The 26,546-nt window shown below is 74.2% G+C and carries 21 protein-coding genes and 2 pseudogenes; 4 read left to right on the forward strand and 19 right to left on the reverse strand.

Annotated elements, in window-relative coordinates:
• Positions 1-2 precede the first annotated feature (2 nt).
• From ACIODU_RS31445 to ACIODU_RS31510, 14 genes and pseudogenes are all read right to left on the reverse strand, one after another.
• Positions 3-221: an MbtH family protein gene (locus ACIODU_RS31445; protein ID WP_356421274.1), complete on the reverse strand. Its 219-nt coding sequence runs from the start codon at positions 219-221 to the stop codon at positions 3-5.
• Between the two features lie 551 nt (positions 222-772).
• Positions 773-1,309 carry a flavin reductase family protein gene (locus tag ACIODU_RS31450; protein WP_401772098.1) on the reverse strand — a complete coding sequence of 179 codons (537 nt, stop codon included), beginning with the start codon at positions 1,307-1,309 and terminating at the stop codon, positions 773-775.
• Between the two features lie 28 nt (positions 1,310-1,337).
• Positions 1,338-2,195, reverse strand: a complete 858-nt coding sequence (locus tag ACIODU_RS31455; RefSeq protein WP_401772101.1) for an alpha/beta hydrolase — start codon at positions 2,193-2,195, stop codon at positions 1,338-1,340.
• Positions 2,192-3,388 carry an LLM class flavin-dependent oxidoreductase gene (locus tag ACIODU_RS31460; RefSeq protein WP_401772105.1) on the reverse strand — a complete coding sequence of 399 codons (1,197 nt, stop codon included), beginning with the start codon at positions 3,386-3,388 and terminating at the stop codon, positions 2,192-2,194. Before ACIODU_RS31460 ends, ACIODU_RS31455 begins: the two co-directional genes overlap by 4 nt.
• Before the next feature lie 3 nt (positions 3,389-3,391).
• Entirely contained in the window at positions 3,392-4,717 is a 1,326-nt protein-coding gene (locus ACIODU_RS31465) for an acyl-CoA dehydrogenase family protein (protein WP_401772108.1), read from the reverse strand.
• Positions 4,714-5,244: a hypothetical protein gene (locus ACIODU_RS31470; RefSeq protein ID WP_401772111.1), complete on the reverse strand. Its 531-nt coding sequence runs from the start codon at positions 5,242-5,244 to the stop codon at positions 4,714-4,716. The genes ACIODU_RS31465 and ACIODU_RS31470 overlap by 4 nt, the downstream gene beginning before the upstream one ends.
• Positions 5,241-6,380, reverse strand: a complete 1,140-nt coding sequence (locus ACIODU_RS31475) for an LLM class flavin-dependent oxidoreductase (RefSeq protein ID WP_401772114.1) — start codon at positions 6,378-6,380, stop codon at positions 5,241-5,243. Before ACIODU_RS31475 ends, ACIODU_RS31470 begins: the two co-directional genes overlap by 4 nt.
• A 22-nt stretch (positions 6,381-6,402) precedes the next feature.
• Entirely contained in the window at positions 6,403-7,653 is a 1,251-nt protein-coding gene (locus tag ACIODU_RS31480; RefSeq protein WP_401772117.1) for an ABC transporter ATP-binding protein, read from the reverse strand.
• On the reverse strand, positions 7,650-8,669 hold the full coding sequence (locus ACIODU_RS31485) for an ABC transporter ATP-binding protein (protein WP_401772120.1): 1,020 nt from the start codon (positions 8,667-8,669) through the stop codon (positions 7,650-7,652). The genes ACIODU_RS31480 and ACIODU_RS31485 overlap by 4 nt, the downstream gene beginning before the upstream one ends.
• A gap of 622 nt (positions 8,670-9,291) precedes the next feature.
• Positions 9,292-10,146: pseudogene (locus ACIODU_RS31490) on the reverse strand (ABC transporter permease); the annotation flags it as partial.
• Positions 10,143-11,216, reverse strand: a complete 1,074-nt coding sequence (locus ACIODU_RS31495; RefSeq protein ID WP_401772123.1) for an ABC transporter permease — start codon at positions 11,214-11,216, stop codon at positions 10,143-10,145. The pseudogene ACIODU_RS31490 and the gene ACIODU_RS31495, both read right to left, overlap by 4 nt.
• The gene (locus tag ACIODU_RS31500) at positions 11,213-12,799 is read right to left on the reverse strand and encodes an ABC transporter substrate-binding protein (protein WP_401772125.1); all 1,587 of its coding nucleotides are present in this window, start codon (positions 12,797-12,799) and stop codon (positions 11,213-11,215) included. The genes ACIODU_RS31495 and ACIODU_RS31500 overlap by 4 nt, the downstream gene beginning before the upstream one ends.
• A gap of 696 nt (positions 12,800-13,495) precedes the next feature.
• Positions 13,496-14,482 (reverse strand): DsbA family protein, encoded by a 987-nt coding sequence (locus ACIODU_RS31505; protein WP_401772128.1) that lies wholly within the window; start codon positions 14,480-14,482, stop codon positions 13,496-13,498.
• Positions 14,483-14,646: 164 nt separating this feature from the next.
• Positions 14,647-15,051: pseudogene (locus tag ACIODU_RS31510) on the reverse strand (RrF2 family transcriptional regulator); the annotation flags it as partial.
• Positions 15,052-15,222: 171 nt separating this feature from the next.
• Here ACIODU_RS31510 and ACIODU_RS31515 point away from each other — a divergent pair.
• On the forward strand, positions 15,223-15,723 hold the full coding sequence (locus tag ACIODU_RS31515; protein ID WP_401772131.1) for a cupin domain-containing protein: 501 nt from the start codon (positions 15,223-15,225) through the stop codon (positions 15,721-15,723).
• 62 nt (positions 15,724-15,785) lie between these two features.
• On the opposite strand, the gene ACIODU_RS31520 is transcribed toward ACIODU_RS31515, so the two are convergent.
• Entirely contained in the window at positions 15,786-16,202 is a 417-nt protein-coding gene (locus tag ACIODU_RS31520) for a hypothetical protein (RefSeq protein WP_401772133.1), read from the reverse strand.
• Between the two features lie 247 nt (positions 16,203-16,449).
• On the opposite strand from ACIODU_RS31520, the gene ACIODU_RS31525 reads away from it, so the two are divergent.
• A complete protein-coding gene (locus tag ACIODU_RS31525) occupies positions 16,450-17,841 on the forward strand; it encodes an FG-GAP and VCBS repeat-containing protein (RefSeq protein ID WP_401772136.1) in 1,392 nt (463 codons plus the stop codon).
• Positions 17,842-17,876: 35 nt separating this feature from the next.
• On the opposite strand, the gene ACIODU_RS31530 is transcribed toward ACIODU_RS31525, so the two are convergent.
• The 4 genes from ACIODU_RS31530 to ACIODU_RS31545 all read right to left on the reverse strand — a co-directional run bounded on the left by ACIODU_RS31530 (position 17,877) and on the right by ACIODU_RS31545 (position 24,343).
• On the reverse strand, positions 17,877-19,355 hold the full coding sequence (locus ACIODU_RS31530; protein ID WP_401772138.1) for a UDP-N-acetylmuramoyl-L-alanyl-D-glutamate--2,6-diaminopimelate ligase: 1,479 nt from the start codon (positions 19,353-19,355) through the stop codon (positions 17,877-17,879).
• Between the two features lie 672 nt (positions 19,356-20,027).
• Positions 20,028-21,431, reverse strand: a complete 1,404-nt coding sequence (locus tag ACIODU_RS31535) for a DUF2510 domain-containing protein (protein WP_401772141.1) — start codon at positions 21,429-21,431, stop codon at positions 20,028-20,030.
• A gap of 106 nt (positions 21,432-21,537) precedes the next feature.
• Positions 21,538-22,872, reverse strand: a complete 1,335-nt coding sequence (locus tag ACIODU_RS31540; protein WP_401772144.1) for a carboxyl transferase domain-containing protein — start codon at positions 22,870-22,872, stop codon at positions 21,538-21,540.
• Positions 22,865-24,343: an acyl-CoA synthetase gene (locus tag ACIODU_RS31545; protein WP_401772147.1), complete on the reverse strand. Its 1,479-nt coding sequence runs from the start codon at positions 24,341-24,343 to the stop codon at positions 22,865-22,867. The genes ACIODU_RS31540 and ACIODU_RS31545 overlap by 8 nt, the downstream gene beginning before the upstream one ends.
• A 275-nt stretch (positions 24,344-24,618) precedes the next feature.
• On the opposite strand from ACIODU_RS31545, the gene ACIODU_RS31550 reads away from it, so the two are divergent.
• Together ACIODU_RS31550 and ACIODU_RS31555 are read left to right on the forward strand one after the other, a co-directional pair.
• Entirely contained in the window at positions 24,619-25,185 is a 567-nt protein-coding gene (locus tag ACIODU_RS31550; protein WP_401772150.1) for a putative glycolipid-binding domain-containing protein, read from the forward strand.
• 75 nt (positions 25,186-25,260) lie between these two features.
• The gene (locus ACIODU_RS31555; protein ID WP_401772153.1) at positions 25,261-26,373 is read left to right on the forward strand and encodes a DNA alkylation repair protein; all 1,113 of its coding nucleotides are present in this window, start codon (positions 25,261-25,263) and stop codon (positions 26,371-26,373) included.
• Positions 26,374-26,546 lie beyond the last annotated feature (173 nt).

Here is a 26,546-nt window from a genome sequence, read left to right on the forward strand (position 1 = left end):
ACCTACCCGGCGCTGTCCTCCATGGCCCGCACCAGACTGGCGGGCCGCATGTCGCTCCAGGCGGCCTCGATCGCGTCCAGGCATTCCTGTCGCGAGCTTTCCGGGCCCTCGGCGCGCCAGCCGCCCGGAATGTCGAGACGCGCGGGCCACAGCGAGTACTGCCCCTCGCCGTTCATCAACACCACGAACCGCTCGGATTCGTCATCGAAAGGATTGGTCACGGTTTTCCCCCACCTGTTGTTCGTCTTTCCACGGCGTGTTCATCAGCCTTGTCCCCCGCGTGCCGCTTCGGGCGTCACTTCGCAGCGACACCGTTCGGCACTCGGCCCCCTCGCGGCACGAACTCGGCCACGCGGAGCGGCGATAACACCCCCCATACCGGCGTGCACGGCAGACCGGGTACAAGTACCCCGCCGTCATGCGTTCACGCCAGTCACCTTAGAGGATCGCGACACTCAAAGACGAACATTTGCGCCGTTACTGACAAGTACTTGACCAGGGTCAATAAACGAGCTAGCCGAGGTCATATGCCAATCGGAGCCAAGCGGCGGGTTCCGGCCAATCGATGCACCTTTTGGCTGAATATTGTCGAATGCAGACCAATCATTTCGGCCACCCAGCGCATTCACGCGTGAGCGGCGGGCGCGAATGCGCCGGGCGTGCGCCCCTTCTCCTCCGTGCCTCCGTTGAACGCGGCCAGTAACCGAGAGAAGCACGCCCTCAGGCGTGCTTCTCCGGTGGTCGGCCGGGCTCGGACGGCGTCGCGGCCGCGTCACTCCCCCGTCGGCGGGGGCAGGCGCACGGGCACCGCGAACGCGCCGTCGTGATGGACCAGGGCGTCCCCCTCGCCGTGCCCGCCGCCCGCGTCGATCTCGCCGACGACCAGGAGGTGGTCGCCGATCCGCCGGCGGAGCGTCACCCGGGCGGTGAGCCAGGCCGGTACGCCGTCCAGCAGCGGCAGCCCGTCGGCCTCCTCCGCCCACGGGATCCCGGCGAAGCGGTCGACGCCGCTGCGGGCGAACTGCCGGGCCAGTGCGGTGTTCCCGGCGCCCAGCACGTGGACGGCGAAGCGGTCCGCGCGCCGCACGGCCGGGAACGCCGACGCCGTGAGGCCGAGGCAGAAGGAGACGAGGGCGGGCTCCAGGGAGACGGAGGTGAAGGAGGTCGCCGTGAAACCGGCGGGGCCCGGGACCGTGATCACGGTGACCCCGGCCGCGTGCCGCCGCAGGGTGCGCCGGAGTATCTCGTCGCCGGTGGCGGGCCCCGGGGCCCGGCCGACTCCGGCAGCGCGTTCGATGGACACGGTCATGCCGCTTCCCTTTCTGCGAGGTGGTGGCTCACGAACGCGCGCCTTCCGCGCCTTCGCCGCCCTGTTCGACCGCCGGTGCCGCGTCGTCCGCCTCTTCGAGCGTGAGGATCGGGCGCCCGGCGGGATCCGCGCGCAGCCGCTCCAGCCACAGGACGACCACCGCCGCCGTGGTCCGGTGCGCGGCGTCGTTGAGGATGTCGTGCAGCCCGTCGTGCACCACCCCGAGGGTGGCGCGCGGCAGCCGGGCCGCCAGGTCCCGCGCCTGGCCCAGGGGTGTGACCGGGTCGGCCCCGCCGTGCAGGACGAGGGCGGGTACGGCGGGCCGCGCCCCGGACCGGAGCTGGTCCGGTACAGGGGCGCCGAGGCTTCCCCGTACGAACTCCTCGTCGTCGGTGAGCCGTTGGCGGTGCGCCGGGCAGGCGGTACGGGCCGCCAGCTCGGCCTCCCAGGGGCCCGCCTCGTCTCGTGCCACGCCCGCCGCGTTCCGCGCCGCGCCGGCCGCGGGGGCGGGCGCGGTCGGTGCGGCCCCGGCGACGACGATTCCCGCCACGGGCAGCCGGGGGCCGGCTCCGGCGGCCGTGTGGAGGGCCTGGAGGGCGCCGGTGTCACTGCCGACGAGGACCACCGGGGCGACGGGCGCGGGCCCCGCGGCCTCCGCCGCCCGGGCCAGGACGTCCTCGACCAGGTCGTCGGGACCGGTGGGGAACGCGTGGACCTGGTACCCGTCGGCGGCGAGACGGCGCCCGAACCGCTCGTACACCAGCGGGTGTTCGCCCCGGCCCGGCAGGACGAGCAGTGTGCCGCGCGGGGCGATCCCTTCGGGCGGGTGCCAACCGCGAGCGGGTGTACGGGTGCTGAGGGCCGGGGCGGTGAACAGGCCGGTCATCGGGCGCTTCCGGCGGGAGCGGGAGCGGCCCCGGCGGGGGCGGACGCGGCTGCCCGGTGGGCGAGTTCCTGGCGGACGAGCGGGAGCAGGTGGCGGCCGTAGTCGATCGCGTCGTCCAGCGGGTCGTACCCCCGGATGAGCAGGGTCGTCACCCCGAGGTCCACGTAGTCGAGTAGGGCCTGGGCGACGGTCTCCGGAGTGCCCACGAGAGCCGTGGTGTTGCCCCCCGCGCCGGTCGCGGAGGCGGTCGGCGTCCACAGCGCGCGGTCGTGCAGATCGCCCTTCGCGGCGGCGGCGAGGAGCCGTTGCGAGCCGGTGTTCTGCGGTCCTTCGGGGCCCTGGTGACGGCGGGCCTGGGCGAAGAAGGGCTTGCCCGCCCCGGACTTGATGGTGTCCAGGATGTGATGGGCGCGTTCCCAGGCGAGTTCCTCGGTGGGCCCGAGGATCGGGCGGAACGAGACGCTGATGCCGGGGAGTTCGGTGCGGCCGGCCGCGACGGCCGCCGCGCGGACGGACGCGATCTGCTCGGCCGTCTCGGCGAGCGGCTCGCCCCACAGCGCGAAGGTGTCGGCGTGCTTGCCGCCCACGCGGTACGCGGCCTCGGAGGAACCGCCGAAGTAGAGCGGGATGCCGGACGCGTGGACGGGCAGCACCTCGGAGCCGTAGTCCTCGAAGCGGTAGTGGCGGCCCTGGTGGCTGAACGGCTCGCCGGAGGACCAGGCGCGGCGCAGGACGGTGAGGTATTCGTCGGTGCGGTCGTACCGCTCCTCCTTGTCCAGATAGTCGCCGTCCCTGCGCTGCTCGACGTCGTGGCCGCCGGTGATGGTGTGCACGGCGACCCGTCCGCCGGTGAACTGGTCGAGGGTGGCGAAGCTGCGGGCGGCGAGCGTCGGCGCGATGAAGCCGGGGCGGTGCGCGACGAGCAGGCCGAGCCGTTCCGTGTGCGCGGCGACGTACGCGGCGACCTGGGCGCCGTCGGGCCTCCCCGAGCTGTAGCCGATGAGGATCCGGTCGAATCCGGCGTCCTCGTGGGCCCGGGCGAAGCGGGCGGTGTACGCCCGGTCGATCTGGGGGCCGCTGGGCGGCCTCGTCTCCGAGGTGTCCTGCGTACCGATCATGCCGATGAACTCGACGGAGTGCGGGGCGCGGGCGGCGGGGGCGGGGGACGGGAGGGAGGTGCTCGGGTCGGTCATGGGTCAGTTGCCTTTCGGTACGGGGTGGCCGGACGGGCCGGGTTCGTAGGAGGCGGCTTCGCGGGCGCCGGCTCCATGGGCGCCGGCTTCGTGGGCGAAAGGTTCGCGGGCGAGGGGTTCGCGCGCGCGGGCCAGGGCCTCACGGCCGGCGGTGAGGAGTACGGAGTCGTCCTGCGGGGTGTGCACGCGGCCGCACAGGACGTCCCGGTAGTGCCGCTGGAGCGGATTCACGCGGGTCAGCCCGTGGTTGCCGGTCAAGGCGACGGCCTGTTCGACGGCCGTGATGGCGGCCCGGACGGCGAGGACCTTGACGGCGCCCGCCTGTTCGGCCGCCGTACGGTCCCCGCTGTCGACCCGCGCGGCGAGCGTGTCGACCAGGGTGTCCGCGCCGAACAGCGCGGTCTCGATCTCGCCCACGGCGCTCTGGAAGCGCGGCAGGGTGGCGAGCGGCGCCCCGAGGGACGTCGGGACGCGTTCGTGGAGGAAGCGGGTGAGCCAGTCGCGGGCCTCGCCCGCCACACCGAGGTACAGCGCGCTCAGCCCGAGGGCGTTCCAGGCACCCGTCTCCGGATCAGGACGGGCCCCGGGGGTCTCGCCCGCCTCGGCGAGGCCGAGGACGTCGCCGAGCGGTACGGGCACGGAGTCGAGGACGACGTCGTCGCTGCGGCTGGCGCGCAGCCCGACATGGTCCCAGGTCGGCTCGATCTCCAGCCCGGGGCTGCCCGCGCGGACGACGAACGAGCCGACGCGCACGGGGTGTTCGTCGGTCCGCGCGAAGACCAGCAGCCGGCTGAGGCCGACGGCTCCGGTGGAGTAGATCTTCCGTCCGGTGAGCAGCCACCGGTCGCCGTCGCGGCGGGCGGTGGTGGCGGGCAGGCCGCCCCGTACCGGACTGCCCAACTCGGGCTCCACGCGCAGGGAGTTGACCAGGGTGGGGCCCGTGGCCGACTCGTCGAGGAGGTCCGCGTACAGGGCGGGTGGCCAGCCGCCGGGTGTACGGGCCTCGGCCGCGTGGGTGAACAGGGTCATCGCCGTGACGAGCGCGACGGCGGGGTCCCCCGCGCCCAGCGCCCGCAGGATGCGAGCGGTGTCGGCGAGCCCCGCGCCGGGGCCGCCGTGCCGGGCGGCGACCGTGGCGGTGAGCAGCCCCGCCCCGTGCAGGAGGGGAAAGGCCTCGGCGGGGAAGGACGCCTCGCGGTCGTGGACGGCCGCGCGGGCGGCGAGGCTGTCGGTGACGGCGGGCAGCAGATCGAGCCGCAGGGGCGGCAGCGCCGGCGCGCCGCCCTGGGCCGCGGTCCTGTTCGTACGGGTCACGGGGTCGCGGATCACGGGGCCTCCGGCCGGTCGGGGTGAGGGTGGTCGGCGGGGCGGCGCGCGGCGCGCCGGTGGCGGGGCACGGTTCCGCCGTCGATCAGCGGCGACGGGCGCCGGACCGTCACCGGCGGGGCGTCGACGGTGTACTTCGCCGCCACGACCCGTGCGTGCCGGCCGGTGCGGCCCCGGGTGAGGGGGGAGGTGGGCGCGCCGGCCGTCAGGGTGTCGGGGTGGCAGTGCGCGCCCCACGGCGGCCGGTCCGGCTCCTGTCGCGGTACGGGGTCGCTGTCCCGGACCGCGATCAGCGGGAGGGGGTGGCGGTCGGCCGCGGGGCCGCCGGTCCACTCCTCGATAGTGCGCGGCGGCGGGGACGGCGAGAGGTCCGCCGGGTGGGGCCGGATGCCGAGATCGGCGTGGGGCGCACTGCCGGGGCCGCCCCTGGCGCCTGCACGGCGGCGCGCGCCGTACGCGCCCCGGTGTGCGGTCGCCGGGCGGGAGCCTGTCGGGGGCGCGGCGGGGCCCGGGGCGGGAGGGGTGGTCATGCGGGGACCTTGAGGTGGGCCGCTCCGGTGCGCTCGGCGCCCGCGCGGACGAGGTCGATGAGCGTGCCGTAGTCGCGGGCGTCGGCGAGGGGGGAGAAGCCGCGGATGAGGAGGGTGGACACGCCGAGGGAGACGTAGTCGAGGAGGGATTCGGCGACCTGCTCGTAACTGCCCACCAGAGCCGTGGAGTTGCCCGCCGCTCCGGTGGTCCGCGCGATGGCGGTCCACAGCCGCTTGTCGTGGACGTCGCCCTGGGCCGCGTACTCCAGCAGTCGTTGGGAGCCGCGCTGCGCGGAGTGGTCGAGGGGGAAGGCCCCGGCGCTCCCGCCGACCCGCTCCTCGGTGAGCCGCAGGATCTCCCGCGCTCGGTCCCAGGCCTGTTCCTCGGTGGCGGCGGGGATGGGGCGCAGGCTCACGCTGAAGCGCGGTTCGCGGCCGTACGGCGCGGCGGCGGCCCGTACCTCACGGATCCGCTCGGCGATCCCGGCGAGCGGTTCGCCCCAGAAGGCGTAGACGTCGGCGTGCTTGCCGCCGACACGGACGGCGTCCGCGGAGGCGCCGCCGAAGTAGACGGGGATCGGGGCGGCGGGGCGTACGGCGGAGAAGCCGCCCTTCACGCGGTAGAACTCCCCTTCGTGGTCAAAGGGTTCGGCGGAGTCCCACTCCTTGCGGACCACGTCGAGGAAGTCGTCGGTGCGGCGGTAGCGGGTGGGCTTGTCGCTGAAGTCGCCGTCGCGCGCCTGGTCGGCGTCGTCGCCGCCGGTGATGACGTGCAGGGCGATCCGGCCGGGGTGGAAGGCGTCGAGGGTGGCGTACTTGCGGGCGGCGAGGGTGGGCGAGACGAAGCCGGGGCGGTGGGCGAGCAGGACGCCGAGCCGTTCGGTGTGGGAGAGGATCTGGTCGGCGACGGTGAAGCCGTCGGGGCTCGCGGAGGAGTGGGCGACGAGGACCCGGTCGAAGCCCGACTCCTCGTGGGCGCGGGCCAGTTCGCGGAGGTAGCCGGGCTGGACGACGGGTCCCGCCGCCTGTTCGGTCTCCGTCTGGGTGGAGACGCCGTCGCGGCCGGTGACGGGGGTGCGGGAGCCGCTCTCGCTGGTCTCCTGGGTGGCGGCGATGCCGATGAATTCGAGGGCCATGGCGGTGGGTTCCTGTTCCTGTTCAGCCGATACCGCCGCGCCAGGTGGCGGCGTGGTGGCAGGCGACGGTGTGGGACGGCCTGGACGGGTCGGATTCCCCTGCGGGGGAAGGTAGTTGCGTCGTGGTGGGTCGAGCGGTGGCTTGAGGGGCGGTTTCTACGGCGGTTTCCGCGGCAGCTTGCGGGGCGGTTTCCCCCGTGCCCCGGGGGGCGTGGGCCGCTGGGGCGGTGCGGGCGGTGCGGGCGGTGGGAGCGTCCCGGGCCGCTTCTCCTTCGGGTACGGGCGCGGAGCGCGGCTCCTCCCGGCACTCGGGCCCCGCGAAGCGGCAGCGGGGCGCGAAGACGCAGCCCTCGTCGTCGGGCCAGGGCGCACGGCCGGCGGCGACGGCCGGGTCCGGGCGCAACTGCGCGGGCAGGAGCCGGTGTTCGCGGCGCACGCTCGGCGCGGAGGCGGTGAGCAGGGCGGTGTACGGGTGCCTGGGGTGTTCCAGGACCTCGCCGATGGGGCCCTGCTCCACGAGCCGGCCCCGGTAGAGGACGGCGACCCGGTCGGCGACGCCCGCGAGCGAGCTGAGGTCGTGGGAGATGACGACGACGGCGAGGCCCAGTTCGCGGCGGAGCCGGTCGAGCAGGCTCAGGACGAGGTTGCGGTTGGAGGCGTCCAGGGCGCTGACCGGCTCGTCGCTGAGCAGCAGCCGGGGGCGGGTGACGAGGGCGCGGGCCAGCGAGACGCGCTGGCGCTGCCCGCCGGAGAGCTGGGCGGGGGTACGCGGGCCGAGCGCCCCGGCGTCGAGCCCGACGAGGGTCAGGGCCTCGTCGGCGCGGCGCGCGCGTTCCTGGCGGGTGGCGGCGCCGACCGACGCGAGGGGTTCCGCCACGATCTGACGTACCGTCAACTCCGGGTCCTGGGACCGGAGCGGGTCCTGGAACATGTACTGGACGCGGCCGGTGCGGCGGAAGTCCCGGAGGTCCCGGCGGTTCAGCCGGGTGACGTCGCGGCCCTCAAACCCGATCTCCCCGGCGTCGGGGCGGACCAGGCCGACGGTGGCACGGGCCAGGGTCGTCTTGCCCGAGCCGGTCTCGCCGATGATCCCGAGGATCTCCCCGGCCCGTACCGTGAGGTCGACGCCGGAGAGCACCCGGGTGCTGCCCGCGCGGCGCAGGGCGGTGGCGCGGCGGCCGTACGAGACGGTCAGTCCGCGGATCTCCAGGAGCGGGGCCGGGTTCTCCCGGGTGAGGACGGCGTCGTTCTCCTGGGTGAGGACGGCGTTCATACGGCGGCTCCGGAGGCGGCGGGACGCAGGCAGCGGGCGCGGCGCCCGTCACCGAGCTCGTACAGGGCGACGGCTCCCGCCGTGCACTGCGGGACGGTGTGGGCGCAGCGGTCGGCGAAGCGGCAGCCGGGCAGGTCCGCGCCGGCCTCGGGCGGGCGGCCGGGGATGACGTCCAGTTCGCGGCGCCCCCACACCCCGAGGGACGCGACGCGCAGCAGCGCCTCGGTGTAGGGGTGGGAGGGCGCGGCGAGCACCTCGGCGGTGGGGCCGTCCTCGACGATCTGGCCCGCGTACATGACGAGGATGCGGTCGCAGCTCTCGGCGACGACGGCGAGGTCGTGGGTGACGAGGAGCAGCGCGAGGCCCTGCTCGGCCCTGAGCCGGGCGAGCAGTTCGAGGATCTCGGCCTGGATGACGACGTCGAGGGCGGTGGTGGCCTCGTCGGCGATGAGCAGTTCCGGCTCGCAGGAGACGGCGATCGCGATGAGGACCCGCTGGAGCATGCCGCCGGACAGTTCGTGCGGGAACTGGTGGAAGACCTCGTCGGGCCGGTGCAGTCCGACGGCGCCGAACAGCTCGACGGCGCGGGTGTGGGCGGCGGCCCTGGGCAGTCCGCGTCCGACGCGGAGCTGTTCCGCGAGCTGGCGGCCCACGGTCAGAGAGGGGTTGAGGTACGAGGCGGGGTCCTGGAACACGGCGCCGACGCGGCTGCCCCGGACGGCGTCCCACTGTTTACGGGTGAGCGCGCCCAGTTCGGTGGGCGCGCCGGAGCCGGTGGCGGCCAGGGTGATGCGGCCGCCGGTGACCTCGCAGCCGGCGGGCAGGACGCCGAGCGCGGAGCGGCAGGTCAGGCTCTTGCCGCTGCCGGACTCCCCGACCAGCCCGACGGCCTCACCGCGCCCGAGCGTGAACGACACCCCCCGCACGGCGCGCGCACCGCCCGATACGGTGACGTCGAGCCCGTCGACGCTCAGAACGGGCCCGGCGGCCCCCGGAATCTCAGCCAGTACTGACATGGCGCTCCCCCTCCTCACGCTGCCCGCCCCCGGCCACGACGGCACGGGACTCGTCGTACGACTCACCGTCAGGGGCTCGACCGACGCCCCCGCCTCCCCCAGCCACGCCCGCACCGGGCCCGCCCCCGTCGGCCGACGGGACCGGCGGACCGAGGACCACGCCCTCGCCCGACTCCAGGCCCGATTCCAGGCCCGACTCCGGGCCCAACTCCGGGCCCAACTCCGGCCCCCGCCACGGAACTCGATCCGGAACCCGGTCCGGCGCCCGGTTCCCGTCCGGCCCCGCGGCCCCCGCCCGGTCACCGGCCGGAGGCCGCCCCCGGACTTCGGCCCGGTCAGGGACCTGCTCCTCGGCCGGAGCCCCGGCCCGTACCGCAGACCAGGACCGAGGTGCGCTCCCAGGCTCCACCGGTGCGTCGGCCCGATCCGGGCCCCGGCCCTGACCCCGCTCCGAGCCCGAACCCCGGGCCAGGGCCGGCGCCTCCTCCGGAGCCGAGCCCCATGCCCCTGCCGATGCCGGTACCAGGGCCCGGGCCACGTCCTCGGCCCGCGCCGGAGCCGGCGACTCCGGTCGGTTCACGGGCGTCGGCCGGGACGTCGGCCCGGACCCCGCCCCGTACAGCCCGCGCAACCGTCTCGCCCGCTTCGGACGTGCCGCGGCCGCCGTCCCGCCGCTGTCGCGTACCGCGTCCGCCAGGATGTTCAGGGCGCCGACCGTGAGCATGATGGCCGCGCCCGGGATCAGCGGGGCCCACGGCTGCTGCGACAGGTAGCCCAGGTCCGAGGCGAGCATGCCGCCCCACGTCGGGGCCGGGGGCTGGACGCCGAGGCCAAGGAAGGTCAGGGAGGCGACGACCAGCAGCGCCTGGCCCACCGCCTGGGCCGTCGTCACCGCGACCGTCGGCAGGATCTTGCCCCAGACGTGGACCCGCAGGATCCACCACCGCGACGCGCCCATCAGCTCGGCGGCCTCCACGTACTGCGCCTGCTTGAGGCCCAGCGCGGCGGCCCGCGTCACCCGGAAGTACAGCGGTGCGAAGAGCACGCCCAGCGCGAGCATCGCCTGGTGCACGCCGTTGCCCAGCGCGCCGACCACGGCGATCGCGAAGACCGTGAAGGGCATGATCATCAGCGTGTCGGCGGCCCGCTGCGCCGTCCATTCGACGGTACGGCCCAGCCACACCGAGGCGATGCCCGGCACGATGCCGAGCAGCATCGCGGCCCCGACGGCCTCCAGCGCGCCCACCACCGACCGCCCGGTACCGGCCAGGACCCGGCTGAGGACGTCCCGTCCCAGATAGTCCGTACCGAGCGGATGACCGGCGCCCGGACCCTGGAGCATGTCCGCGGGACTCTGCGCCAGCGGATCGTGCGGGGCCACGGCGCCCCCGGCGACCGCCAGCAGGGCGACCACGGCGAGCACGGCCAGGGCGATCCGGGCGGACCGCAGCCGCCACGTACGGCGAAGGGTCCTCATGACGCGCCCCCGTCCGCCGCGGCCCGCCGGCCCGCCCGGCGCGCCGCCGGATTCAGCGCCGCGAGCGCCGCGTTGACCGCGATGTTCGCGATCAGCACCACCACCACCGTGACCAGCAACGTCCCCTGGATGACCGGGATGTCGTGCTGCTCCGCCGACTGAAGGGACAGCTGCGCGATCCCCGGCAGGTTGAAGATCTTCTCGGTGACCACCGCCCCGCCCAGGATCACCGGCACGCTCAGCCCGAGGACGCTCAGCGCGGGCCCCGCCGCGTTGCGCAGGACGTGCCCGAACAGCACCCGCCGCGACGAGAATCCCCGCATCTCCGCCCCCGTCACATAGTTCTCGCGCAAGGCGCCGACCAGCGACGTCCTCAACTGCCGTGCGAGGGAGGCCGCCGCGTCCAGGCTGAGCGCGAACGCGGGCAGGATCGCGTACCGCAGCCACTCCCCCGGGCTCTCGCCGAGCGGTACGTACCCGCCCGTCGGCAGCGCCCCGAGCTGCACCGCGAAGACCACGATCAGCACGATGCCGATGAGGAACGGCGGCAGCGTGGCCAGCACCGAGCAGACCAGCGTGACCGCCCGGTCGAACCGCCCGCCGTTGTCCAGCGCCGCCCCGATCCCCGCCCCGCCGCCGAGCAGGACGGCCAGCAGGAGCGCGAGACCGGCGATGGACAGGTCCACCGGCAGCGCCTGGGAGATGCTGTCGGCCACCGGCGCGCTGGTGAACCAGGACACCCCGAGGTCGCCGGTGAGCGCGTGCCCGAGCCAGCTCAGGTATTGCGCGTACAGCGGCCGGTCGAGGCCGAACTCCGCCTGCATCCGGGCGATGTCGGCCGGAGTGGCCTGGTCGCCGAGCACTGCGGCGGCCGGGTTCGCGTCCGACAGCGCGCCGAGCGCGAAGGTCAGGAGCGACGCCAGCACGAACACGGTGGCGGTGACGGCGAGCACCCGGCCCAGCGAGCGCGGCGCTCCGGACAGCCGGCGTCGCAGCAGGGGGAGCCAGGACGGCCGGGCTCCCTCGGGCGGTGACGGCCGGGCCGCCCCGGTGAGTGCGGGGGCGGTCATGCGACGGTCACCCCCTCGAACCGCTGAACGACGGTGTACGCGGGGATCTCCGACACCTTGGTGTTGCGGGCGAGGATCCGCGGCACGGTGTAGAGGAAGACGTTCGGCATGGTCCGCACCGCGACGCCGGTGGCCTTCTGGAGCACGGCCGGGTAGTCGGCGGAGTCGAGCGGTGTACGGCGCACGACGTCGAGCGCCTTCTCCAGTTCGGGCGAGACGGTACGCCCCGGGTTCATCAGCCCCTCCTTGCCGAAGAGCACCTGGAAGGCCTGTGTCGCGGAGTCCCGCCCGGCGAACTGGTCGACGAAGAGCGCCTTGCTCCGCTGGATGTAGACGAGTTGGGTCGCCTGCGTCTGCGGGACAGTGTCGATCGTGACGTTCACGCCGACCTTCTTGAGCTGCGCCTGGATCAGTTCCGGCACGCCCTCGGGGGTGGACGTGGAGAGCGTCAGGTCGAGCCCGTCGGCGTGACCGGCTTTCGCGAGCAACCGCTTGGCCTTCTCGGGGTCGTACGGGAAGAGCTGGTCGAGCGCGTCGTCGTGACCGGCGTACCCCTGCGGGAAGGGCTGGACGGTGACCTCGCCGTGCCCGAAGGCCGCGGTCTTGAGCAACTCCTGCCGGTCGATGGCGTATTTGATGGCCAGTGCGACGTCGGGGTCGCCGTCGAACGGCGCCTTGCCGAGGTTGAGGTCGAGGACGGCGACCACCATGGAGGGGATGACCTGGACCGCCAGGCTCGCGGCCTTCGCGGCCTCGACCTGACTGCCGGGGATCTGGGCGACGTTGTACTGCCCGGAGGTGAGCGCGGCGACGACCGTGGACGCTTCGGGCAGCGGATAGATCTCGAAGTTCTCGACCTTGATGTGGTCCGCGTCCCAGTACGCGGGGTTGCGGCGCAGCACGGCCTTGGCGTTCTGGACGTACGAGACCAGCGTGTAGGGACCGGATCCGGCGGGCCTGGTGGCGATGCCGGCGGCGTCGCTCTCGAAGACCTTGGGGTTGACGATCATGCCGGTCTTGCCCGCGAGGAGCGCCGGGACCTGGAAGTCCGGTGCGGCGAGGGTCAGCCGTACGGTGCCGGGGCTGACGGCGGTGATGTCCTTGACGCCGACCAGTTGGGAGGCGACGAGCGACTTCGCGTAGTCGCGGCCGCGTTCGAGGCTCTTCTTCACGGCGGTGGCGTCGATGGGGGTCCCGTCGCTGAACTTCTGCCCCTCGCGCAGGGTGAAGGTGACGACCGTGCCGTCGGTGTTGTACGTCCAGGAGGTGGCGAGCGCGGGGACGGCCCTGCCGGTGAGGTCGAGCTTGGTCAGGCCCGCATAGACGAGCGAGAGGGAGTGCACGTCCCAGCCGGCGGACGAGGTGACCGGGTCCCACGACGTGGGCAGCGCCCAGCCCCACTTGAGGGTGGCGGTACGGCCGCCCGCGGTCGAGGCGGACCCTCCGCCGCAGGCGGTGAGGGCCAGCGCCGCGCCGGCGCCGAGCGAGAGCCCGAGGAAGGACCGCCGCCCGAGACCGGGGCGGGACGGACTTCCGGGCAGCGAAGGGGCGTTGGTGCTGGTGGAGGGGCGGAGGATCGGCATGGGAGCGCCACCTTTCTCGGCCGTACCGGAGCGTTCGGGTACGCGGGCGGGCCTGGACGCCCGGTCGGGCGGCCCGGACGGAGCGGGACAAGGACAGGGAGGAACGCGGAACGGAGACGTCAGGAGCAAGCGGCAAGGAGGCCGGGAGGGGCATGACGGAGACACGCGTCAACAACGGTGTGGGCGCGGGGTGTTGGCGATGACGCGTTGGCGATGACGTCTCTGCGCGGGGCGGCGGGGCTCCGGAGCCGGGAACGGGGGCGGCCGGTCATGCCCTGGACGCGGGAGATTTCACGGGGATACGGCGCCGGCCGTCGCGTCACTGGGACGGGGCGGCGCCGGGAACTCCGGTCGCGGAGAGACGCGGTGGGGGGAAGGAGATCGCTCCCGGCCGCAACGGCCCCCGGGCGCACCCGCCGTCGCGGTGCGGGGAGGGAACGAGGCCGGAACGGGCCACGGTCCGCCCGGCGCGTTCCCCGCGGATCAGCTCACGGCCGGTCCGCCGGACGGGTCCGGGCAGGGCCGGAGTGCCGAAGGCCTCACGCGGGGGGCCGGTTCGGCGGTCGGGTCAGCGACAGAGGGCGCTGGAAGTGCGCCGGTAATCCACGTAGCGGCAGACCACACCGGGGTGCTTCGAATGCATGCCCGTATCCTCACGGCCCGGCGCCCGGCTGTCAATGGACACCTCTAGGTGTCTCATGGGACGAGACCCTGACGACCTGCGGTTTCGTCAGTGGCGGGGTGTATTTCCGTGGGATGCAGCCACAGGGGCCCGTTGCCCGTGTCGACGCGTACGGCGTCCTCCGGAGGCTCCGACTCGCGCGTGAGCAGGGCGAGTTCGGGGCCGGTCAGGGTGCGCCAGCGCTCCAGTGCCTCCCGGGCGGGGAGGGGTACGGGAGGGGCCGGCGCGGTCGTGCCCGCAGCGGTGCGGGCGGCTTCGAGATAGGTCTCCGCAGGACGCCATCCCGGGACGCACACCCGGCCCCCGGGGCCGTCGAAGACCAGGGTCGGCAGGGCGTAACGGCGGTGGTCCCCCACCTCCTTGGCCCGGCCCGGGTGCGGGCCCGGCGCGTCCAGATCCACCACCTCGGGCAGCGGACGCCGGGTCTCCGCCCAGTCGGCGCGGACCGCCTCCCGGGTGCCCGGGGCCGCCGCGTCGTCCCGCAGCCGGGCCGTGTCGAGTCCGGGAACGCCCTGTACGGCCGCGAGGACACCGTCCGGCGTGTCGGCGGGTGCGCCGAGGACGAACATGGTCTCGCGCAGCCGCCGCAGGACCCGCTCCGCGACCTCGGGCCCCTGCGCCTGCGCCGCCTTGGCGGCGAGCGACGCCGGCCAGCTGCTGCGGGCCACCCGGCGCAGCCGTGGTGCGTACGGCGCCCCGGTGTGGGCGCCGACCTCGTGGGTGAACCGTTCGTACCACCGCGCCTCGGCGTCCGGATCGGGGGCGGGATCGTCATCGTCGTCGAAGAGGATGCCGAAGACGCGGCGCCACCGCACGGCGTCGCCCCACTGGTGCCCGAGCCTCAGCCTGAGCATGCGGAAGACGGGCTCGGAGCCCCAGGCCCAGGGGCAGAACGGATCGGTGAACTCGGTGATGTCCAGGGCCGGCCGGGACGCGCCCCACGCCCCGCCGGGGGCCTCGGCGGCGAGCCCCGCCCCCGGCCCGGACTCGGCCGGGGTCACGCGGGAACGGCCGCGGGCCGGGCCGCCTCGGACCTGGCCGGTGGCAGGTCGTGCACGTCCTCGGCGGCGGACCGGCGCGACGGCACGCCTCGTACGTCCTCGCCGGAAAGGGCCGAGGGCACGTCGCGTACCTCCTCGGCGGCGGACCGGCCCGACGCCACGTCACGCGCCGCCTCGGCCGCGAGCTGGGCGATGCTCGTGCCGCCCAGCACCGCCCGCGCGGCGGCCTCCACCGCCCGCCACAGGTCGGGCAACGTCCCGGCGGCGCCCGGGTATCCGAGGTCGCCGGGGCGCTCGCCCCGTACGGTGAGGAACTCCCCGTCGACCGCCGTCATCACCTCGGCCACACTGATCTCGGCCGCGTCCCTGCCGATCCAGTACCCGCCCTCGCAGCCCCGCTGGCTGCGCACCAGGCCCGCCTGCCGCAGGTCGCGGAAGACGGACTTGAGGAAGCGGAACGGAATGTCCTGGGAGGACGCGATGGACTCACAGGTGAGGGGCCGCCCGCTGTCGGCGGCCAGCTCCACGAGCGACCGCACCGCGTAGTCCGCCTTCGCCGATATCTGCATCCGTACCGTCTCCCCGTAGCGTTCCGAGTCCACCGAGCGCCGTCCGAGAGGCGTCCGGCACCCCGTGAGGGCCCCCTCGGCGGCAATGGACACATCTTGACATCCATTCGCCGCCCTCTCTACGTTCGGTCCCGGCCACCCGCAGCAGCAGCCCTGAGGAGCAGGAACCCCATGGACGCGTTCCACCCCGACCTCCCGGGTCACGACCACGGTTCCGGCTCCGCCGGGGAGAGCACCACGCCGCTCCGGGCGCGCCTCCACCACATCCGCGCCGACGCCCTTGACGGCGACACCGCGCAGACCGGGGGGATGCGCAGGTTCGCCGCGATCAGCGGCGGCAGTGTCGGCTCGGAGCGGATCTGGATGGGGCAGACCCATGTCGCTCCCGGAACGGCGTCCTCGAACCACCACCACGGGGAGTCGGAGACGGCGATCCATGTGGTGAAGGGACACCCGGAGTTCGTGTTCCTCGACAACTCGGGCGGCACGCCCGAGGAGGTCCGGATCCGCACCTCGCCGGGCGACTACATCTTCGTACCGCCGTACGTCCCGCACCGGGAGGAGAATCCCGACCCCGACGACGAGGCCGTCGTGGTGATCGCCCGCAGCACACAGGAGGCGATCGTGGTCAACCTCCCCGAGCTGTACGTCCTGCGCACCGACGCGCCTTAGAGGTCGTCCCTCACGGAGCAGAGGGAGTGCCCGCCGGGGTCACCGCCCCGAGAAACGACGTCTCAGGCGCACCCCGGCGGTTCCTCCTCGGCCGGTACGAACTGCATCGTGGGCATCCCGGCGGCGTCGAAGGCGGCGGTGTCCGGGCCGATCAGGGTCACGTAGCCGGCGACCCTCTCGATCTCCCGCGACGACGGCGTTCCTCTGACCTGCTCGGCACCGGGGAACACGGAGTCGAGGACCCACCAACGCCCGCCGAAATGGATCCACTTGATCCCGCAGTGCGTGTTGAGGTCGTACGGGTACGGCTGGTGCTGCCGGGGCTCGGCCGGACCTTCCCGCCAGTGGTCCGCGTCGAAGGTGCGGGCGGGCAGGGTGGGGCCGGCGTGCACGTCGTCGCCCGGGGCGCCGGACGAGAACGAGCAGCCGGAGAGCAACAGCCCGGTGCTCAGGAACAGGACGGTGGCGTGACGCGGCATTCTCATGTGCCTCGGACGTCGCCGGTGCGCGTTCCGTTCCGCCGGCCGGCGTTCTTCCGCGAGACTCCGCGACGGCGATGCCTTCGACGGGGCCGCGCGACGAGGACGACCGGGCCGGCCTCCGTGGAGTCCGGGCCCCTTCGGGTACAACCCTCCCCCGTGGTCGGGTGTCTTCTCCTGTACTCGCATCACAAGATCACCGGGGACCGGCCTGCTCAGACCGGTCCCGCGCGCACGCAGGAGACGCATGTTGACGCACAGGACGTCCCGCCCGTTCCGGCTCGCTCTCGCGACCGCCACCGCCCTGTCCCTCACGGGCGGCGGGCTGATCGCCCTCGCGGGCACGGCCGCGGCCGCCCCGGCGAAGTACGCCGACGACTTCAACGGCGACGGCTACCGGGACTACGCCGAGGCCTCCCTCGGCGGCTCCTTCACCGTGACCTACGGGACCGCGACCGGCCCCGGCACCGTGAGGAAGACATTCACCCAGAACAGCCCGAACATCCCCGGGACCGCAGGGGACGCGGGAGGCTACGCGGACACCTTCGGTGAGGACCTGGCCGCCGCCGACCTCGACCGGGACGGTTACGCCGACCTCGCGGTCACCGACTTCACCGAGAAGGTCAGCGGCAAGGCCGGCTCGGGAGCCGTGGTCGTCATGTGGGGCGCGAAGTCCGGCCTGGGCACGAAGGCCACCCGCCTCCCCGTCTCGGCCGTCACCCACCGGGGCTTCGGAAAGGCCGTCGAGACCGGTGACTTCGACGGCGACGGCAAGCCGGACCTGGCGGTCGTGGACTCCCTCGACACCGCCTACGTCTTCCGGGGAGGCTTCTCAAAGACCGGGACGACCGGCAAGGTCACCAAGCACAAGCTGCCCGCGAGCTCACCCGACGTCCTCGAACCCACCGGGCTCGTCGCCGGGCAGGTCACCAAGGACAAGGCCACCGACCTGTACGTCCTCGGCCAGGGCTACCGCAAGGACAGGATGACGCAGGACGCGTGGTTCCTGCGGGGCGGCACCACCGTCAAGCCCGCCGCCAAGGTCACGCCGATCGACAACAGCGTCCCCGACTACAGCCCCAACGGCGTCATCGCGGACTTCGACAAGAACGGCTACGGCGACCTGGCCGTCAGCGACACCGCCTACAACAAGGGCGCCGGCTCCGTCGTCGTCGTACGCGGTGGCGCGTCCGGCCCCACCACCACGTACCGCCTCACCCAGTCCACGGCGGGCGTCGTCACGGGCGCCACCAAGAACGACGGCTTCGGCCTCACCCTCTCCGCCGGCGACACCAACCGGGACGGCTACCCGGACCTCGCGGTGAACTCGCCGGAGGAGAAGGTCGGTTCGGCCGCGGCGGCGGGCGGCGTCCACCTCCTGCGCGGCGGCAAGAAGGGCCTGACCGGCACCGGTTCGCAGTGGTTCACCCGCGCCACCGCCGGCGTCCCCGGGAACCCCGCGGCCCACGAGCGGTTCGGACTGGACCTCCGCCTGCGCGACACCGACCGGGACGGCGACGCCGACCTGCTGATCGGCGACGACTACGCGCAGACGAGCCTGCTCCTCCGGGGCGGCGCCTCCGGCATCACCACCACCGCCGTGACGGTGCTGGGAGTGTGGCCGAGCTTCCCCCAGTGACGCGGGAGGGCGCGGCCACTCCCCCGTGACAGCGCCTATCGGGCGAGCTCGCGGACCGTCGCCATGTCGCTGAACGGTACGAGGTGTTCGCCGACGATCTGGTACGGCTCGCTGCCCTTGCCGGCGATCAGCACGACGTCGCCCGGGCCCGCGGCCGCCAGCGCGTGGGCGATGGCGGCGCGGCGGTCGGCGAGCCGCTCGAAGGGCGTCCCCGTGGCGGTGAGGCCCGGCGCGATCTGGTCCAGGATCGCCTCGGGGTCCTCGTCACGGGGATTGTCCGACGTGAGGACGCACAGGTCGGAGTAGGTGCCGGCGATCTCGCCCATCTCGGCCCGCTTGGTGACGTCGCGGTCGCCACCGCAGCCGAAGACGGTGACGATCCGGCCCTTGGCGTACCCCCGGATGGTGGTGAGCACCTTCTCCAGCGAGTCGGGCGAGTGCGCGTAGTCGACGACGACCGAGGTGCCGCCCGGGGTCTCGAAGCGCTCGAAGCGGCCCGGGATCGGCGGCATCCGGTCGAGGGCGGCGACCAGCCCGCGCAGGTCGTGGCCGAGGAGGTGGCACGCGGCCACGGTGGCGAGGGCGTTGGCGACGGAGTAGCGGCCGGGTACGGGGATGGCCGCCGGGTACTTGCGCCCTTCGTGGTGCAGTGTGAAACGGGTGCCGAAGGCGTCCACGGTGAGGTCGGTGGCGCGGTAGTCCGCGTCGGTGTCGAGGGCGTACGTCGTCACGGCCCCGGGCATCAGCGCGACGATCCCGGCGCCCACGGCGTCGTCGGCGTTCACGACGGCGCGGCGGCAGAGCCCCTGGAACAGCCGGAGTTTGGCGTCCCGGTAGTTCTCCATGGTGCCGTGGTCGTCCAAATGATCCTGCGTCAGATTGGTGAAGATGCCGACGTCGATGAAGGAGTGGTCGACGCGATGCGTCAACAGCCCCATGGACGTGGCCTCCAGGACGACCGTACCGACCTCGCGGTCCCGCATGCGCCCCAGCAGGTACTGGAAGTCCGGCGACTCGGGGGTGGTCAGCACCGACCGCGGCATGGGGATCAGCTCGTCACCGATCCGGCTGCCCGCCGTCCCGATGACCCCGACGGTGGCGCCCTCGGCGAGCCGGAGCACCGACTCGACCATGTACGACACCGAGGTCTTGCCGTTGGTGCCGGTGATGGCGACCATGTCCATGGCGCGCCCGGGCTCGCCGTAGTAGCGGGAGGCCACCACCGCGGCCGTCGTGCGGGTGTCCTGGACGCGCACCACGCAGACGTCGGTGTCCGCCCAGACGGAGGCGGGCAGGTCCGGGGCCCCGGAGTCGACAAGGACGGCGACCGCGCCCCTGGCGAGCGCGGGACCGACGGACTCGGGGCCGCCCTCGCGGTGTCCGGGCACCGCGATGAACAGCGATCCGGGTGACACCCGGTGGGCGTCGAAGGCGGTTCCCGCGGTGATCACCGTCTCCGGATCGCCCTGAAGAATCTCGTGGTCGTGCCCGGCGAGCAGTGCGCTCAACTTCACAGGGGTCCTCTCGGAGGCGCGGTGCGGCCGGGTCGCCGCGGGCGCCGGGAAGGCGCCGACGGGTCGCGGTGGCGTCGCGTGACGGGGGTGGTGCGGGCGGTGACGGTGTCCGGATCGGACCGGACACCCCAGGGCCGGCCCGGCGGGCGGCACACTGCGGTGGGAGGTGGTGCTGCGGTGGGGGGCGTGCTGGTACGGCGACGGTGGGTGCGGGTACGGCGGCGGGGCGGTGGAGCCGGGCGCGGGTGCGGGTGTGTCGGTGAAGCGGGTGCGGGTGCGGTGAAGTCCCGTGCGGCGGGGGCGAGAAGAGTGCGCGGACGGCCCGCTACGGCCGGACGGGGGTGCGGGCGGGACGGCGGCTCAGGCGGGACGGCGGCGCGGGCGGGGTGTTAGCCGTGGCCGTGCAGGGCGCGACAACCGGCTTCCGGCGCGGACACCGGGCCGGGGTCTGGGGACACCGCGTCGGCGGCGGCCGGGCACAGCGCGCAGGCGGCCTGTCGCAGGCACTCCCTCATCACACGTGTGCAACCCATGGGGCGAGTGTACGGCCAGAGGGGCGCTCCCGGCTCCGTCGTGCGCGGACGCGCCCGCGGGGCGGCCGCCGCCCCCGGACACGGCGACGCCGGGCGGACCTGTTCCGGTCCGCCCGGCGATCGCGCGGCGGGGCGGGGGTCAGACGCCCTGTCCGGCGCCGGTGCCGCCGCCCGCCGCCTTCTTGATCCCCTTCGTGATGTCGTCCATGACGGTGAGCTTCGGCGCCTTGACGTTGACGTCGAACCCGGACCGTACGACGACGATCAGCTCCTGGTTGGCGGGCGACGGGAAGGCCAGCGACTGGACGTAACCGTCGTCGCCCTTGCTCGTGACGACCTTCCACCGCACCAGATAGCCCTTCTGGCCGGCGACGGTCACCGCTTCGGCCTTGAGCTGCTGGTGCGAGGAGATCTCGCCGTACGTGGCGCCGCCGTAGGAGTCCTTGGCGTTGGCCTCGATGTCCTTCTCGGCCGCGTCCTTGGCCGTCTTCGCGTTGATCTCCAGCGCGGCCGCCGGGGCGGAGAACACCCCGCCGAGGACGCAGGTCTGGGACGTCTCCCCGGGGCACGGGTAGTCCCCCGTCGTCACACCGGCGCCGATCGGGCCCGACTCGCCCTTCCAGCCCGCCGGGACCGGAATGCTGATGCCGCTGGCCCCGTCCGTGGCGAAGCCGTCCTCGGTCTGCGGCTGGGGCAGTTGGGGACCGCCGTCCCGGCCGCCTCCCTCTCCCCCTCCCCCGCTGCCGCCCTCGCCCTCGCCGGGCGGTGCGTCGGGCGCGGGGCTCCGGTCGCGCTGCCCGGGACCGGGCACGCCGGGCAGCGACGGCGCCGCGGAGGAACCTCCGTCGCCCGCAGCGGAGGTGTTGTCGCTGTTGTCGTCGGTGCCGCGCCCGAGCAGGAAGGAGCCGCCCGCGACGGCGAGCACCACGACGGCGGCGATCGCCCCGAACGCGATCCGCCGTTTGCGGTTCGGCGCGCCGGGGACCGTCCCGGGTGCCACGCCCAGGGGGTACGGCGGGTACGGCGGCTGGCCCCAACCCGCCCCGGCGGGAGGCGCGGGAGGCACGGGACCGGGACCGGAGGCGGGACCGGTGACCGGGATCGGCGCCGTGACCGTGGCGGGGTGGCCGTCGGCCGGATCCGGTACGGGTGCGGGGGGCGCGCTCTTGAACAGGTCCGGGCCCTGGGGCCGGTCGGCCGCGCCCTGGACGAGCGTCGGATCGGGCCGGTCCGGGTCCTGCGCCTGCGCCGGGTCCTGAGCCAGACCGGCGTCCTGGGCCAGGGCCGCGTCCCGGACGTGGGCCTGGGCCTGATCGGGTTCGTGGGCCTGATCCGGTTCGTGGGCCGGGACGGGTTCGTGGGTCGGGACGGGGGCCGGATTCCGGTCCTGGTCCTGGTCCTGGTCCCGATTCTGCTCCCGGTCCGGCGTGGCGGAACGGAGCTCTTCGGTCCAGGCCGATCCGTCCCACCATCGTTCGAGGCGGGGGCCGTCGCCTGTGTGTCCTGGATCGGGATGCCAGCCGGGGGGAGTCGAGTACGTCACAGGCTCAGCCTAAGCATTTCAACTGAAAAGCCGGTGAGAGGCCCATGAGAATTGGCGGGGCCGGGGGCCCGGAGCCGGAGGGGGCCTGGGCCGGGCCGGACGCCGTTCACGGCACGATCCCCCGGATCACCCCCAGTTCCAGCAGGTCCTGCGGCCGCAGTCCGAGCTGGTCGGCCGTCGCGCCCGCCTCGCCGGGAGCCCGCTTGAGGATCGCCGTGGCGAGTTCGGGCGCGATGACGGAGAAGTAACTGTCCTTCGTCGCCCACGTGTTGTCCGGCGCCGACAGCGCCAGCGCGCCACCCGAGCCGCCCTCGCCGATCAGCAGGGTGGTGACCGGCACCCGCGCCGTCGCCACCGCCGCGAAGACGTCGGCGACGGCCGCTCCCACTCCCGCGCGTTCCGCCTCGGCGTCATTGGCCGCGCCCGGCGTGTCCACCAGGGTCAGGACGGGGATGCCCAGCCGGTCGGCGAGCCGGATCAGCCGCGCCGCCGTGCGGTACCCGGCCGGGAGCGTGGCCGTGCCGCACTGCGCGGCGTACGCGTAGGTACGGCCCGCCCGGTGGCCGAACCCGCAGAGCATCCCGGGGTCCGTACCCCCGCAGCGGTCGCCGGTGATCTCCTCCCGCCGGGTGAAGTACGCGTCCAGGTACGCCCCGGCACGCGGCCGCCCGGCGGCCCGGGCACGCAGGACGGCTTCCCGCCCGGTGGCGGGCAGGGGGGTGTCCACGAGACCGCCGGGCGGCGGCGCCGCGTCCGCGCGGACCCCTCCGGTGAGCAGCGCGAGCCAGCTGCCGACCGTGGCGGCCAGCGCCGCCGGCTCCACCACGGCGTCGACCTGACCCGCCGTCAACTGCGCTTGGGCGGTGTACGCGTGGGGGTCGGCGTCCACGGGCCGTACCCGTGAGCCGGCGAAGCCGATCTGGGCGTCCGGCAGGGCCAGCACGACATCGGCGCCCGCGCCCAGGGTGGCCCAGCCGCCGCCGGTGGTCGGGTCGCGCACGACGGCCACCTGGGGCAGCCCGGCCTCCCGGGTCAGCGCCGACTGCCGTGCCACCCGCTGGAGTTGGCGCAGGGCGCGCATGCCTTCCTGCATCCGGCTGCCGCCGGTGGCGATGAGCGAGACGACGGGCAGCCCCTCCTCCCGCGCCCGGGTGTGGGCGGCCTCGATCCGGTCGCCCGTCGCCTCGCCCAACGAGCCGCCGAGGAAACCGAATTCGAAGGAGATCAGCACGGCCCGGGTGACGCCGACCCACGCGGTGCCGCAGACGACGGACTCGGCCTCGCCGGTCAACTGCCGCGCGCGCCGCCGCTGTTCGCCGTACCCCTCCCAGGCCAGCGGGCCGTCCGGCGCGGAGATGTCCTGGGGCGCGGGCAGTTCGGCGAAGTCGCCGCCGCGCGTCACCCGGGCGATGGCCTCGCGAGCGCTCGGCCGGTCAGCCACGGAGCGACCTCTTCATAATCTTGCCCATGTCGTTACGGGGCAGGGCGTCCAGATAGCGCACCGCGCGCGGCCGTTTGTGCGCGGCGAGCTGGCCCGCGACGTGATCCGCCAACTCCCCGGCGGACGGCGGCGCGTCGGGGTCCCGGGGCACGATCCACGCCACGATCCGCTCGCCGAGGTCCGCGTCGGGTTCGCCGGTGACGGCGGCCTCCCGTACCCCGGGATGCTCCAGCAGGACGTTCTCGATCTCTCCCGCGCCGATCTTGTAACCGCCGCTCTTGATCAGGTCGGTGGCCTTGCGGCCGACGATACGGACGTAGCCGTCGGGGTCGCGGACCGCCATGTCGCCCGTGCGGAACCAGCCGTCGGTGAAGGCGGCCTCCGTCGCGTCCGGCCGGTTCAGGTAGGCGGTGAAGAGGTTCGGGCCGCGTACCTGGATCTCGCCGACCGTCTCCCCGTCGTACGCCTCGATGGGCTCGCCCGACTCCTCGACCAGGCGGAGTTCGACTCCCCGCAGCGGGAGGCCGACGGTCCCGGCGCGCGGCGCGCCGTCCGCGCGCACGCTCGTGTTCATCAAGGTCTCCGTCATGCCGTACCGCTCCACCACCCCGCGCCCGGTGGCCGCGGTGATCCGCCGGTGGTCGTGCACGGGGAGCGCGGCGGAGCCGGACACCAGGAGCCGCGCCCCGGCCAGGGCCTTGACCAGCGCCGGGTCGTCGGCCAGGGCCTCGGCGACGCGGTGGTACATGGTCGGTACGCCGAAGAGCATGGTGGCGCCGGAGGACAGCTCCCGCGTGACCCCGGCGGTGTCGAACCTGCCGAGGTGGCGCACGGACCCGCCCCTGCGCAGCGGGCCGAGGACGCCGAGGATCAGTCCGTGGACGTGGAAGAGCGGCAGCGCGTGGACGAGGACGTCGTCGGCGGTCCACTGCCACGCGTCCTCCAGCGCGTCCAGGGTGGCGGTCAGGGCCCGGCGCGGCAGGACGGCCCCCTTGGGCGGCCCGGTGGTGCCTGAGGTGTAGACGATCAGCGCGGGCGCTTCGGGGGACGGCTCGGGAGGCAGCGGCGCGGGACCGCCGTCCGCGGACCCGCCGTCCGGAAGTGGACCCGAACGGGTCGCGCGCGTCACGACGTCCACCCGCTCCGTTGCGGCGAGTCCCGGGGGCAGTCCGACGCCCGGCTCCGCCAGGACGAGGTCCGGGGCGCTGTCGGCGACGATGTGCGCGAGTTCGCGTTCCCCGCTCTTCGGGTTGACGGGGACGACGGGCACCCCGGCGAGCAGGCCGGCCACCACACCCACCGCCGTGCCGAGCGTGGGCGTGGCCCAGACCGCGATGCGCCGCGCCCCGGCGATCCGCGGGACCAGCGCGCCCGCGTCGTCGGCGAGTTCGGCGTACGTCAGGGTGTCCTCGCCGAACTGGAGCGCGGGCCGGTCCGCACGCGCGGCAAGGGCCGGGAAGAGTGGGGTCACGCGTCGTTCTCCTTGACGTCGGCGCTGCCGGGAAGGCCGGGAAAGCCACGGCCACCAGTGTGCCCGCACGCCGGGCACCGGGGAGTGTCAGACCCCTGCCCTAGGGGGTGTCTTGCCGATCAGGCCGGGCTCGCGGGGTGGGGTGCCGCACCTCGCCGCGTTGTCGTCACTCGCCGATGCTCCGCATCGACTCCCTCCTCCGCCTTGCGATGCACGGCACCCCATCCCGCTCCCTGATCCGGCCTGATCGGCAAGACACCCCCTAGAGTGCGGACATGGCTGCATCACACGTCCTCACCTGGGACGTCAGGGAGAGCAAGGGGTACGAAACCGGCTGGGTGACGCTCGGCGGGGACCGGCTGGACGCCCGTGGCAGAGCCGTCGGCACGACACCGGAGCCGTACTGGCTCTCGTACGAACTGGACACCGGTCCCGGCTTCGTCACCCGCACCCTGCGCGTCGGCGTGGAAAGCGCGGCCGGTACGCGCGCGCTCGACCTGCGCCGCAGCGAGGACGGCGCGTGGACCGTGGACGGGCGGCCGCGGCCCGAGCTGGCGGGGGCGCTCGACTGCGACCTCGGCCTGTGTCCCCTCACGAACTCCATGCCGGTGCTGCGGCACGGACTGCACGCCGGTCCCGGCGAGGCGGCGTTCCTGATGGCGTGGGTGTCCGTACCGGACCTGGCCGTGCACACGTCCCGGCAGACGTACACCCACCTGCGGCGCACCGGGCGCGGCGGACTGGTCCGCTTCACGTCGGGCGACTTCCGCAGGGACCTGGAGTTCGACACGGCGGGGCTCGTCCTCGGCTACCCGGACCTCGCCCGGCGCATGGAGGTCTGACCCCTCGGGCCCCCGCGGAACCACAACCGACCAGCCGCCACGTAGCCGAGCCACCCGCCCCTCAGGGAGAAGTCAGTGCCCACAGCAGACGAACTCATCAGCCCCGCCGCGGCCGCCGGCCTGGTCCGCTGCCTGGAGGCGGTCGCGCCCGAGCGGGAGTTGCCGGGCCTGCGCCGGGCCGCCGCGTCGCTTGCCGGGGTGGGGCTGCGGGCCCGCAACGACCTGCTGCGGGAGGCCCTGCTGACCGATCTGCCCGCGTCCTACGCCGACTTCGACAAGACCGTACGGTCGGCCATGGACGACCCGGAGTTCACGGGCTGGATGATCTGGCCGGTGACCGACGCGGTCGCGACCCGGGCGCTCGCCTCGGACGATCCGCGCGCGTTCGACGACGCCCTGGCGCTGCTGGCCGCGCTCACGCCCCGGCTGACCGCGGAGTTCGCCCTGCGCCGCCTGCTCAACGCGGACCTGGACCGCGCCCTCGCGGACATCCAGGGGTGGACCGCCCATCCGGACGCGCATGTGCGGCGGCTGGCCAGCGAGGGGACCCGGCCGCGCCTGCCCTGGGCCGTACGGGTCAAGCCGCTGGCCGACCGGCCGGAGGCGACGGTCCCGATCCTGGACGCGCTGTACCGGGACCCGTCGGACTATGTCCGGCGGTCGGTCGCTAACCACCTCAACGACGTGAGCCACACCGGCCCGGAGCTGGCGGTGCGGGTCGCGACGGCGTGGGCGGCGGCTCCCGACGGCAACACCGTGAAGGTCGTACGCCACGCGCTGCGGACCCTCGTGAAGCAGGGCCATCCCGGAGCGCTCGCGCTGCTCGGGTTCCCGCCGCCCGCGGCCCTCACGGTCTCCGGACCGGTCCTCGGCGCGACCGCGCTGTCCGTCGGGGACGAGCTGCCGTTCGAGGTCACGCTGACGAACGAGTCGGCGGCGGAGACGCGGCTGGCGGTCGACTACGTGGTCCACTACCGCAAGGCCAACGGCGGTACGGCCCCGAAGGTCTTCAAGCTCACCACCGTGACCCTGGCCCCCGGGGAGACGGTCGTGCTCGCCCGCCGCCGGTCCTTCAAACCGATCACCACCCGGACGTTCCACCCCGGGGAGCACGTGCTGGAGGTCCAGGTCAACGGGGTGGCGCGGGGCCGGGCCGTGTTCCAGCTCCACGTGGAGCCGAAGGCGTGAAAGGGGCCCCGGCCGGTTCGGGGGATGCCGGCCGGGGCCCACGGTGAGGGAACGCCCGGTCACACCGCCGCGTTCCGCCCGGCCGCCCGCAGGCCGTGTGAACTGTGCCACGCGGCCGGGGCGTGTCCGGTCCGGGCCCACCGTACGCGGAAGCCGGCCGCCACCCTGGTCAG

Source organism: Streptomyces sp. NPDC088261, from assembly GCF_044740805.1.
Classification (GTDB): domain Bacteria; phylum Actinomycetota; class Actinomycetes; order Streptomycetales; family Streptomycetaceae; genus Streptomyces.